The organism is Pseudomonas sp. TE31087, from assembly GCF_057284075.1.
In genome coordinates this window covers 300,502-312,285 of record NZ_JBXVNN010000001.1, presented here as the reverse complement: position 1 = coordinate 312,285, position 11,784 = coordinate 300,502, and the positions used below count along the sequence as shown (strand labels likewise).

At 61.8% G+C, this 11,784-nt stretch carries 10 protein-coding genes and 1 pseudogene; 2 read left to right on the top strand and 9 right to left on the bottom strand.

Going from position 1 to position 11,784, the window contains the following annotated elements:
- Positions 1-36 precede the first annotated feature (36 nt).
- Positions 37-901, top strand: a pseudogene (locus tag ACZ899_RS01330) (pirin family protein).
- 104 nt (positions 902-1,005) lie between these two features.
- Here ACZ899_RS01330 and ACZ899_RS01325 read toward each other — a convergent pair.
- From ACZ899_RS01325 to ACZ899_RS01310, 4 genes are all read right to left on the bottom strand, one after another.
- The gene (locus ACZ899_RS01325; protein WP_110739484.1) at positions 1,006-1,731 is read right to left on the bottom strand and encodes a dienelactone hydrolase family protein; all 726 of its coding nucleotides are present in this window, start codon (positions 1,729-1,731) and stop codon (positions 1,006-1,008) included.
- 112 nt (positions 1,732-1,843) lie between these two features.
- Complete coding sequence (htpG, locus tag ACZ899_RS01320; protein WP_234560546.1) at positions 1,844-3,751, bottom strand: molecular chaperone HtpG; 1,908 nt, start codon at positions 3,749-3,751, stop codon at positions 1,844-1,846.
- Positions 3,752-3,845: 94 nt separating this feature from the next.
- Entirely contained in the window at positions 3,846-4,304 is a 459-nt protein-coding gene (locus ACZ899_RS01315) for a PaaI family thioesterase (protein ID WP_050706515.1), read from the bottom strand.
- Entirely contained in the window at positions 4,301-4,777 is a 477-nt protein-coding gene (locus tag ACZ899_RS01310; protein ID WP_234560547.1) for a PaaI family thioesterase, read from the bottom strand. Before ACZ899_RS01310 ends, ACZ899_RS01315 begins: the two co-directional genes overlap by 4 nt.
- 136 nt (positions 4,778-4,913) lie before the next feature.
- On the opposite strand from ACZ899_RS01310, the gene ACZ899_RS01305 reads away from it, so the two are divergent.
- Positions 4,914-5,189, top strand: coding sequence for a hypothetical protein (locus ACZ899_RS01305; protein WP_050706517.1), 276 nt, complete (start codon positions 4,914-4,916; stop codon positions 5,187-5,189).
- 66 nt (positions 5,190-5,255) lie between these two features.
- On the opposite strand, the gene ACZ899_RS01300 is transcribed toward ACZ899_RS01305, so the two are convergent.
- The 5 genes from ACZ899_RS01300 to lpdA form a co-directional block, all read right to left on the bottom strand.
- Positions 5,256-6,005: a DUF599 domain-containing protein gene (locus ACZ899_RS01300; protein WP_203651816.1), complete on the bottom strand. Its 750-nt coding sequence runs from the start codon at positions 6,003-6,005 to the stop codon at positions 5,256-5,258.
- A 280-nt stretch (positions 6,006-6,285) separates the two neighbouring features.
- Complete coding sequence (gene brnQ / locus ACZ899_RS01295) at positions 6,286-7,599, bottom strand: branched-chain amino acid transport system II carrier protein (protein ID WP_110739479.1); 1,314 nt, start codon at positions 7,597-7,599, stop codon at positions 6,286-6,288.
- 457 nt (positions 7,600-8,056) lie between these two features.
- Complete coding sequence (gene sucD / locus ACZ899_RS01290) at positions 8,057-8,941, bottom strand: succinate--CoA ligase subunit alpha (protein ID WP_004376004.1); 885 nt, start codon at positions 8,939-8,941, stop codon at positions 8,057-8,059.
- Positions 8,941-10,107: an ADP-forming succinate--CoA ligase subunit beta gene (gene sucC, locus ACZ899_RS01285; RefSeq protein ID WP_023629628.1), complete on the bottom strand. Its 1,167-nt coding sequence runs from the start codon at positions 10,105-10,107 to the stop codon at positions 8,941-8,943. The genes sucD and sucC overlap by 1 nt, the downstream gene beginning before the upstream one ends.
- A 172-nt stretch (positions 10,108-10,279) precedes the next feature.
- Complete coding sequence (gene lpdA, locus ACZ899_RS01280; RefSeq protein ID WP_028690460.1) at positions 10,280-11,716, bottom strand: dihydrolipoyl dehydrogenase; 1,437 nt, start codon at positions 11,714-11,716, stop codon at positions 10,280-10,282.
- Positions 11,717-11,784 lie beyond the last annotated feature (68 nt).

Sequence of the window (11,784 nt, the reverse complement as noted above, 5' to 3'; positions counted from 1 at the left end):
CGCTATGCTTGCAGGCATCCCTCAAGGAGTGTCGCCATGAGCAGTCCCCTGGTCATCCGCCCACGCGCCGAATCGGTCGAGGGCCAGCCGATCCTGCGCCCGCTGCCCTCGGCGCAGTGCCGCAGCGTCGGCCCATTCGTGTTCTTCGACCATATGCTGGAAACCGACTACGCGCCGGGCCATGGCATGGACATTCGTCAGCATCCGCATATCGGCCTGTCCACCCTCACCTACCTGTTCGAGGGTGAAATCCAGCACAAGGACAGCCTGGGTTCGGACCAGCGCGTGGGCCCCGGGGACGTCAGTTGGATGACTGCCGGGGCGGGTGTGGCGCATGTCGAGCGCACGCCAGCCGATCTGCTGGCCAAGGGTTCAAGACTGCACGGGCTGCAGGTCTGGCTGGCGTCGCCTCGCGAGCACGAGCAGGGCAAGCCGAGCTACAGCCATCATCCGGCGGCGAGCCTGCCGGTCAGTGACAGCCTCGGCGTGCAGATCCGCATGATTGCCGGCTATGGTTTTTGCCTGGAGTCGCCAGTGCCGGTGCTCTCCCCTACCCTGTATGCCCACGTGCACATGCAATCGGCCACGACGCTGACAGTCCCAGCCGAGCATGAGCAACGCGCCCTGTATGTGCTGGACGGTGAACTGTCGCTCAACGACGAGCGCGCGGAGGCCTGCAGCCTGGTCGTGCTGCCGGAGGGCGAAGATGTGGTGCTGTACGCCGAAGAAGCGTGCCAGCTGGTGCTGATCGGTGGTGCGGCGCTGGATGGGCCGCGGCGGATGAACTGGAATTTCGTGGCCAGTGATCCGGAACTGATCGAGCGAGCGCGGGCCAAGTGGGCTGCGGGGGATTGGCCGACGGTGCTTGGGGGAAACTTCGAGAATCGAGTTACCCCGCTGAATTGGGGCTGCTTTGCAGCCCTTTCGCGGCACAAGGCCGCTCCTACAGAAATACGCATCCCCCTGTAGGAGCGGCCTTGTGCCGCGAAGCGTCCCCCTGCGGTATCAGCGCTGGAACACTTCCTTGAGCAGGTTATGCATCGCGCGGAACGCCCGCTCCGACGTACGCCGGTCATACTGCATCTTGCCCGGGACATTGGCATTCGGGTCGGTGAACGAGTGCACCGCACCGCCGTAGCTGAGCAACTGCCAGTCGACTTTAGCGGCGTTCATCTCCTCCTCAAAGGCCGGTAGCTGCTCTTTGGGCACCAGCGGGTCGGAGGCGCCATGAAGGACCAGCACCGAGCCTTTGATACGCTTGGCATCCTCGGGGTTTGGCGTATCCAGGGTGCCATGGAATGAAACAGCGGCCTTCAGGTCGGCACCGGTGCGGGCCAGCTCCAGGGCACAACAGCCGCCGAAGCAGAAGCCGAAGGTAGCCACCTTGCCGGGCTCCAGCAAGGCCTTCGATTGCCCCACCAGTTGCGCCAGCGCCTCCTGCATGCGCTTGCGCAGCTCGGCGCGATCGTTCTTCAGCGGCATCATCGCCGCGCCCGCCTCGTCGGCATTGGACGGACGTACCGACTGGCCGTACAGGTCGGCGATCAGCACCACATAGCCTTGCTCGGCCACTTCCCTGGCGATACGTTCGGCGCCCTCGCCGATACCCATCCAGTTCGGCGCCATCACCAGCCCCGGCTGCGGCAGCGCGCCCTGGGTGTAAACCAGACGGCTTTCGTAAGCTTTGCCTGACAGGTGATAGACCAGCGATTCGACGATGACCTTGCTCATTCAGCTCTCCTTGGGCTTCACGGGTCAGCACATGATAGATGTATTCGTGGGAGCGGGCTTGCCCCCGCCAGAAATGAAAAAGCCCGCCGAAGCGGGCTTTGTCTGCGTCAGATCAAGCGGACAGCTCGACCAGCAGCTTGTTGAGGCGACGCACATAGGCCGCCGGATCCTTCAGGCTGTCGCCGGCCGCCAGGGCCGCCTGGTCGAACAGGATGTGCGAAAGCTCGGCGAAGCGATCTTCGCTCTGCTCGCCATCGAGCTTCTCGATCAGCGGGTGGGTCGGGTTGAACTCGAAGATCGGCTTGGACTCCGGCACCTTCTGCCCGCTGGCTTCGAGGATCTGGCGCATCTGCAGGCCCAGGTCCTGTTCGCCGATGGCCAGGATTGCCGGCGAGTCGGTCAGGCGGTGCGAGACACGCACCTCCGCCACGCTGTCACCCAGCGCGCCCTTGAGGCGCTCGACCAGGCCTTCCTTGTCCTTGGCGACTTCTTCCTGGGCCTTCTTGTCCTCTTCGGAGTCCAGCTTGCCCAGGTCCAGGTCGCCACGGGCGACGTCGACGAAGGCCTTGCCATCGAACTCGCTGAGGTAGCTCATCAGCCATTCGTCGATGCGATCGGTCAGCAGCAGCACTTCGATGCCTTTCTTGCGGAAGACTTCCAGGTGCGGGCTGTTCTTGACCTGGGCGTAGGACTCGCCGGTGAGGAAGTAGATCTTGTCCTGGCCTTCCTTGGCGCGGGCCAGGTAGTCGGCCAGGGCAACGCTCTGCTCGCCGCTGTCGTCATGGGTGGAGGCAAAGCGCAGCAGGCTGGCGATCTTCTCCTTGTTGGCGAAGTCCTCGGCCGGGCCTTCCTTCAGCACCTGGCCGAAGTTCTTCCAGAAGCCCTTGTACTGCTCGGGCTCGTTCTTCGCCAGCTTCTCCAGCATGTCCAGCACGCGCTTGGTCAGCGCGGTCTTCATCGAATCGATGATCGGATCCTTCTGCAGGATCTCGCGGGAAACGTTCAGCGACAGGTCGTTGGAGTCGACCACGCCCTTGATGAAGCGCAGGTACAGCGGCAGGAACGACTCGGCCTGGTCCATGATGAACACGCGCTGCACGTACAGCTTCAGGCCACGTGGCGCTTCGCGCTGGTACAGGTCGAACGGCGCGCGGGCCGGCACGTACAGCAACGAGTTGTATTCGAGCTTGCCTTCGACCTTGTTGTGGGTCCAGGCCAGCGGGTTTTCGAAGTCATGGCCGATGTGCTTGTAGAACTCCTGGTATTCCTCGTCCTTGATCTCGGTACGCGGGCGGGTCCACAGGGCGCTGGCGCGGTTGACGGTTTCCCACTCCTGCGCCGGCTGTTCTTCACCTTCGGCGGCCGCTGCCTGCTCTTTCGGCAGCTCGATCGGCAAGGCGATGTGATCGGAGTATTTCTTGATGATGTTGCGCAGGCGCCAGCCATCGGCGAACTCGTCCTCGCCCTTCTTCAGGTGCAGGACAATGCGGGTGCCGCGCTCTGGCTTGTCGACCGTGGCAACTTCGAAGTCGCCCTCGCCCTTGGACGACCAGTGCACGCCTTCGGCGGCCGGCAGCCCGGCGCGACGGCTGAACACATCAACCTTGTCGGCGACGATGAACGCGGAGTAGAAGCCCACGCCGAACTGACCGATCAGGTGCGAGTCCTTCTTCTGGTCACCGGTGAGGTTCTTCATGAAGTCGGCAGTGCCGGACTTGGCGATGGTGCCCAGGTGGGCGATGACGTCTTCGCGGCTCATGCCGATACCGTTGTCCTCGAGGGTCACGGTATTGGCGGCCTTGTCGAAGCTCACGCGGATCTTCAGCTCGGCGCCGCCTTCGAGTAGCTCAGGCTTGGCCAGGGCCTCGAAACGCAGCTTGTCGACGGCGTCGGAGGCGTTGGAGACCAGCTCGCGCAGGAAGATCTCCTTGTTCGAATACAGGGAATGGATCATGAGGTGCAGCAGCTGCTTTACCTCGGTCTGGAAGCCCAGGGTTTGTTTTTGAGTCTCCACACTCATGGTCTTCAAAACTCCAATCTGTTGGTTGTTGGCGCCTGGCGGCCGTCTGGCCTGCTTTTGATGGCGGATGTCCAACAGATGGGGGCAGCCCCGACTATTTCAAGGGCTTTTCCGGTTCGATCTTGAAATGCGCGCGCGCCGTGGCGATCGGCGTGTCGCGATCGCCCTGCCAGGCGGTGATCGCCACGTTGGTCACCCGCCGCCCCTGGCGCCACAGCTGGCACTGGGCATAGGTGTCGCGAAAATGCCCGGCGCGCAGGTAGTCGATGGAGAAATCGATGATCTTCGGAATACTCGCGCTCTCGCTGTAGATCAGCAGGTAGAGCGCCGCGGACAGCTCCATGAACCCGGCGATGACGCCACCATGGATCGCCGGCAGCAACGGATTGCCGATGTTGTCTGGGTTGGCCGGCAGGCGGAACAGCAGGTCGTCGCCCTGGCGCTCGCATTCGATGCCGATCAGCCCGGCATACGGGATCAACGCCAGCAGGGGCTGGTAGTCGCCGCGGGCATGGGCCTGGTTCAGCTGTTGACGGATATCGGCAGGAATCACGCGCGGCCCTCCTTGAGGCTGTTGCCGAAGCGGATACCACCCTTGACGTCCTGCCCCAGGCGCATGAAGGTGCCGACCACCTGGCAGATCGGTTGCGCAGAGTCATCCTGGTAGGCGGTGCCACGGGTAAAGATGACATCCCGGGTTACCCGGTAGCACTGGGCGTAACCGTAGATATCCTTGCCCGCCTCGGCCGGGTGCATGTAGTCGATGCGCAGGTCCAGGGTCGGGCACACTTCGAAACGGGGCAGCGCGCAGAGCGTGGCCATGCCGCAGGTGGTGTCCATCAGCGTGGTCAGCACGCCGCCATGCACCGCGCCGTTCTGTGGATTGCCGACAATCGCCGGCGACCAGGGCAGCACCAGCGTCATGCCGTCGGCATCGGCGTGGTGCACGCGCATCTGCAATACCTGGCAATGTTTCAGCGCCGAGAGAAAACGCTCGGCCATCGCCATCAACGGCGTCTCGTTCATTGTCCCTCGCTGCATAAAATGGATAAAAAGTCTATATAGGTCGGGCAGTTATATATCTGTAACCTTTGTGGAACTTATTCGTACCCGGCGAACTCGAAGGTACAAGTAAAGTTATTCCACCCAGGAGAAACACCCCATGCGTAAACCTTTTGCTTTTGCTCTGATGCTGGCCGCTGCCATGGGCCTGGCTGCTTGCGATAAAGCGAGCGAAGACAAAGCCCAGGACGCACAGCAACACGCCGAGCAAGCCCAAGAGAAGATGGGCGAAGCTCAGGATAAGATGAACGAAGCCGCCAAGGAAAACGCCGAAGCCGCCAAAGATCAGGCCGAAGCGCAGCAGAAGGCCGCCGAGGAAGCCGCGCCGACTACCCCAGCGCCGACCACTGCACCTGCCGAACCTGCCAAGCAGTAATCGCGCAGTACAAAAAAACCCGACAATGTCGGGTTTTTTTGTACCTGCGTTTAACGCTGAAAGGCTTCAGCCGGCAATACCGGAAGTGTCCTTGCCTGGCTCTACCGACACACTTTCGGTCGGTGTGAACACCATCACTTCCAGCACATGGGAATGGAACTCGCGGCGATACAGGATGAATACAACGCCGACGCTCATGACCATGAACAACCAGGGGCTGATGAACCAGCTCAACATGGCCATGCCGAAGTAATACGAACGCAACCCCAGGTTGAACTGGTTGGCGGCCAGCGACAGCACCCGCGCCGCCCTCGACGCGAAAGCCTTGCGTTCGAGTTCGTTGACCAGACGCTCGCCGATCATCGGGGCCGAGCCCACCAGCACCGCGGCGAAGTTGTATTGGCGCATGCACCAGCTGAAGGTAAAGAAGGCGTAGACGAATACCGTTGCCAGGCACAGCAGCTTGATTTCGGACATCCCTTGCGAGGCCTGCTGTACCAATGGCAGGTCGGCCAGCAGCGACAGCGCGCGATCCGACGCGCCAAGCACGGTGAGGATACCGGCGAGGATGATCAGGGTACTGGAGGCGAAGAACGACGCGTTGCGCTCCAGGTTGCCGATCACGCTGGCATCGGCGATGCGGTTGTCGCGCAGCAGCATGCGGCGCATCCAGTCTTCGCGGTACAGGTGCAGCACGCTGGCCAGGCACGCCGTGTCGCGGCCTTTCCAGATGGCGTAGCGGGTGTAGCCGCCCCAGCAGATGGCGAACCAGCAGGCGGCCAGGAGGTTGCCCAGGTTGTTTTGGATGAAGCTCATGCAGGAATCCCGTGAAAGAGAAACAGACCGGTTTTCGACGTCCGGATTCGCCATAAGACACATGTGCGCCATTTTTGGCTTTTCCTGCACTGGCCTCTTCGCGGGTAAACCCGCTCCCACAGGGATCACACGGTGCCTGTGGGAGCGGGTTTACCCGCGAAAGGGCCGGCACAGGCAATAAAAAACCCCGCTCCTTCACAGGAAGCGGGGTTTCGATATCCACCTTGGTCAGGCGCCCTTCGGCTTGTGGCCAGCGCCCTGCCCTTCAGGTTTCAATCCATCAGGCCAGCGCCTCGCGCGGCTTGCCCAACATGCGGTCGAAGACCACGGCGGCGGCCAGGGTGACCACCGAAGGCACCAGCCAGGCCATGCCTTCGTTGCTGAACGGCAGATGGGCCAAGGCGTCAGGCAGTACGTGGGCAAAGCTGCTGCCCTTGATCGCATCGACAACGCCGAACACCAGCGACACCAGCATGACCGGGGCCAGGATGCGGGTTGGCGAATTCCACAGGTCCTTCACGAAGCTCAGGCCCACGACCACGATGCACGGCGGGTAGATCGCCGTCAGCACGGGAATCGAGAACATGATCAGCTTGGTCAGGCCCAGGTTGGAGATCACCAGCGAGAAGCCGGCCAGGATCACCACCAGGGTGCGGTACGACAGCGGCAGGATCTGGCTGAAATACTCGGCGCAGGCGCAGGTCAGGCCAACGGCGGTCACCAGGCAGGCCAGGGCGATCAGCACGGCGAGGAAGCCGCTGCCCAGGGAACCGAAGGTGTGCTGCACGTAGGCATGCAGGACCATCGCGCCGTTGGTGGCGTCGGCGGCGATGTCATGGCTGCCCGCGCCGAGGCGGAACAGGCTGACATACACCAGCACCAGGCCGACACCGGCAATCAGGCCGGCGATGATGGCATAGCGGGTGATCAGCTTCGGCGACTCGACGCCACGTGAGCGGATGGCGTTGACGATGACGATACCGAAGACCAGGGCGCCCAGGGTGTCCATGGTCAGGTAGCCATCGGAGAACCCTTTGGAGAACGCAGCGGCGGCGTAGGCAGGCTGGGCCTCGCCAATGGTGCCGGCCGGCAGGGCGAAGGCCGCGATGCCCAGCACCGCCAGGGCGATGATCTTCAACGGCGCGAGGAAACGGCCCACGGTGTCGAGCAGCTTGCCCGGGTACATGGACACGGCCAGCACCACGGCGAAGTACACGATGCTGTAGATAAGCAGCGCCGTCGGGCTCTCGCCGGTCAGCGGTGCAACGCCCACTTCGAACGACACGGTCGCGGTACGCGGAGTGGCGAACAGCGGGCCGACCGAGAGGTAGCACACGGCCGCCAGCAGGCCACCGAAGAACTTGCCGATTGGGCTGCTCAGGGCGTCCATGCCGCCACCGACCTTGGCCAGGGCGATGACGGTGATGACCGGCAGACCTACGGCGGTGACCAGGAAGCCGAGTGCGGCCATCCATACGTTCGGGCCGGATTGCAGGCCGACGATGGGCGGGAAGATGATGTTGCCGGCGCCGACGAACAGCGCGAACGTCATAAAGCCAAGTGCCAGGATATCCTGGCCTTTTAACACTTTCATTTAAGGAAATACCACACTGCTGAAATCGGGAGTCGGAGGGGATTTCCCATAGGATGAAGGGAAATGCTGCCCGGCTTGGTGAGCCAGACCCGTTTAGCGTGTCGTTCCCTTTTGGGGTACGGGCACAGAGTGAACGCGTAGCCTACCTGTTTTGCCTGACAAACGCACTGGCACAGTGCTGCTTGTCCGATGTGCGTATGTGTTTGTCGTCTGGTTGAACGTGTTAGGCGACAATTTATTGCTCATTTGAGTAGATGTCTGGTTGAAAATCCTGATTGAGGTGATCGAATTTTCCTCATCACCTGTTCCGGCCTCTTCGCGGGTAAACCCGCTCCCACAGGGATTGTGTGATGCCCTGTGGGAGCGGGTTTACCCGCGAAGAGGCCGGCACAGCCGCAACAACGACAAAGGCCACCCGAAGGTGGCCTTTGTGCGCGTGGGGGGTACTGCGTGTTACTTACTTCTTGACTTCCCAGCCAGTCAGCTCGGCCAGGGCCTTGCCGATGTCAGCCAGGGAACGCACGGTTTTCACACCGGCGTCCTGCAGGGCGGCGAACTTCTCGTCCGCAGTACCCTTGCCACCAGAGATGATGGCGCCAGCGTGGCCCATGCGCTTGCCCGCAGGTGCGGTAACACCGGCGATGTAGGAAACGACAGGCTTGGTCACGTTGGCCTTGATGTAGGCCGCGGCTTCTTCTTCAGCGGAACCGCCGATCTCACCGATCATGACGATCGCTTCGGTCTTCGGATCTTCCTGGAACAGCTTCAGGATGTCGATGAAGTTGGAGCCCGGGATCGGGTCACCGCCGATGCCGACGCAGGTCGACTGGCCGAAGCCGGCGTCGGTGGTCTGCTTCACAGCTTCGTAGGTCAGGGTGCCGGAACGCGAAACGATACCGACCTTGCCTGGCAGGTGGATGTGACCCGGCATGATGCCGATCTTGCACTCGCCCGGAGTGATCACGCCTGGGCAGTTCGGGCCGATCAGGGTCACGCCCAGCTCGTCGCACTTGACCTTGGCATCCAGCATGTCGAGGGTAGGAATACCCTCGGTGATGCAGACGATCAGCTTGATGCCACCGAAGGCGGCTTCCAGGATCGAGTCCTTGCAGAAAGGAGCCGGTACGTAGATGACCGACGCGTCAGCGCCGGTGGCTTCTACAGCTTCTTTCACGGTGTTGAACACCGGCAGGCCCAGGTGGGTGGTGCCACCCTTGCCCGGGGTGACGCCGCCGACCATCTTGGTGCCGTAGGCGATGGCTTGTTCGGAGTGGAAAGTACCCTGCGAGCCGGTGAAGCCCTGGCAGATGACTTTGGTGTCTTTATTGATCAGGACGCTCATTACTTGCCCTCCGCAGCTTTGACAACTTGTTGAGCAGCGTCGGTCAGGCTGGTTGCCGCAATGATGTTCAAACCGCTTTCTGCCAGTACTTTAGCGCCCAGTTCGGCGTTGTTGCCTTCGAGGCGAACGACAACCGGAACCTTGACGCCGACTTCTTTCACAGCGCCGATGATGCCTTCGGCAATCATGTCGCAGCGAACGATGCCGCCGAAGATGTTGACCAGGACGGCCGCGACATTGCTGTCGGACAGGATGATCTTGAACGCTTCGGTAACGCGCTCTTTGGTAGCGCCGCCGCCTACGTCGAGGAAGTTGGCTGGCTTGCCGCCGTGCAGGTTGACGATGTCCATGGTACCCATGGCCAGGCCGGCACCGTTGACCATGCAGCCGATGTTGCCTTCAAGGGCAACGTAGTTCAGTTCGAACTTGGCGGCGTGGGCTTCACGGGCGTCGTCCTGCGACGGGTCGTGGAAGGTCTTCAGCTTCGGCTGACGGTACATGGCGTTGGCGTCGATGTTGATCTTGGCATCGAGGCAGTGCAGATCGCCGTCGGCCTTGATCACCAGCGGGTTCACTTCCAGCAGGGCCAGATCGTGATCCTTGAACAGCTTGGCCAGGCCTACGAAGATCTTGGCGAACTGCTGAACTTGCTTGCCTTCCAGGCCCAGCTGGAACGCCAGCTCGCGACCCTGGAACGGCTGAGCGCCGACCAGCGGATCGATGGTGGCCTTGAGGATCTTCTCAGGAGTGTCGTGAGCGACTTTCTCGATGTCCACGCCACCTTCGGTGGAAGCCATGAACACGATGCGGCGGCTCGAACGATCGACTACAGCGCCCAGGTACAGCTCTTTGGCGATGTCAGTGCAGGATTCGACCAGGATCTTGGAAACTGGCTGACCATTGGCGTCGGTCTGGTAGGTAACCAGGTTCTTGCCAAGCCACTGGGCAGCGAACGCCTTGGCGTCTTCCTTGCTGCGAACCAGCTTGACGCCGCCCGCTTTACCGCGACCACCCGCGTGAACCTGGGCTTTTACAACCCACTCGGAACCGCCGATCTTGTCGCAGGCTTCTGCTGCAGCTTCAGGGGTGTCGACTGCGAAACCCTTGGAAACTGGCAGGCCGTATTCAGCGAACAGCTGCTTACCCTGATACTCGTGAAGATTCATGCTTTTTACCGTCTTCGTTAGGTACTGCGCTTCGGCGCTGCGCCATTACTGGCGCCGCACCACCTGTGACCGTTGACCCCGGGTTTTCCCATGTGATCCGGTCCGGCGGACGTTCCGCGGTGAGTCTTGCACGCAAGACCCACGACGGGCAGCCCGCCGTGGTTTCTTATAATTAACGCTTCTTACGGTTGGCGACGTGAATGGCACCGCCATTCACCGCCAGCGCTGCTTCATGCAACGCTTCGGACAGGGTCGGATGGCTGAAGACCATCATGCCCAGGTCCTCGGCACTGGTGCCGAATTCCATTGCGATCGCGCCTTGCTGAACCAGCTCGGCAGCCGATGGGCCGATCACGTGAACGCCCAGTACGCGGTCGGTCTTGGCATCGGCAATGACCTTGACGAAACCACCGGTGTCGTTGGCCGCCATCGCACGGCCGCTGGCCGCGAACGGGAAGGTGCCCACGTTAACCTCAACGCCTTCGGCTTTCAACGCCTGTTCGGTCTTGCCGACCCACGCGATTTCCGGGTGGGTGTAGATGACCGACGGGATCAGGTCGTAGTTCATCTGGGCTTTGTGGCCCTTGATGCGCTCGACGACCATGATGCCCTCTTCCGAGGCCTTGTGCGCCAGCATCATGCCGCGCACCACGTCACCGATGGCGTAGACGCCCGGAACGCTGGTGGCGCAGTGATCGTCGACGAAGATGTAGCCACGCTCGTCGATGGTCACGCCGCTGTCGGCAGCCAGCAGGTCGGTGGTCACCGGACGACGGCCGACCGCGACGATCAGCTTGTCGAAGGTGATCTTCTGCTCGCCTTCGGCATTGGTATAGGTGACTTCGACTTCGTTGCCGTTGACTTTCGAGCCGGTGACGCGAGCACCCAGCTTGATGTCCAGGCCTTGCTTGGTCAGGGTCTTCTGGGCTTCTTTCGACACGGCGGTGTCGGCAGCCATCAGGAAGGTGTCCAGGGCTTCCAGGACGGTGACTTCGGCACCCAGGCGAGCCCATACCGAGCCCAGCTCCAGGCCGATGACGCCGGCACCGATGACGCCCAGGCGCTTCGGTACGCTCTGGAATTCCAGGGCGCCGGTGGAGTCGACGATGACGTTCTGGTCGACCGGGGCCGGCGGAATGTCGATCGGGCGCGAACCCGAAGCCAGGATCACGTTCTCGGCTTCGATGACTTCGGTGGTGCCGTCAGCCTTGGTGACTTCGACTTTCTTGCCGGCCAGCAGCTTGCCGTGGCCCTGGATCGAAGTGACGCCGTTGGCCTTGAACAGGGTGGCGACGCCACCGGTCAGGTTCTTGACGATACCGGCCTTGCGGCCAACCATCGCGGCAACGTCCATCTTCACTTCGCCAGTGGAGATACCGTGCACGTTAAAGCTCTCTTTGGCTTCCTTGTACTTCCAGGAGCTGTCCAGCAGCGCCTTGGACGGAATGCAACCCACGTTCAGGCAGGTGCCGCCCAGGGCCAGCTTGCCCTCGGCGTCGGTGTATTTCTCGATACAGGCAGTCTTCAGACCGAGTTGGGCAGCCTTGATGGCGGCAACATAGCCGCCAGGACCTGCACCAATCACCACTACGTCGAATTTCTGGGTCATAAAAGATTCCTTATCAGCTACAAGCTACAGGCCGCGTACCGCACGGCCCCGCCTCTTGCGAAGAGCGG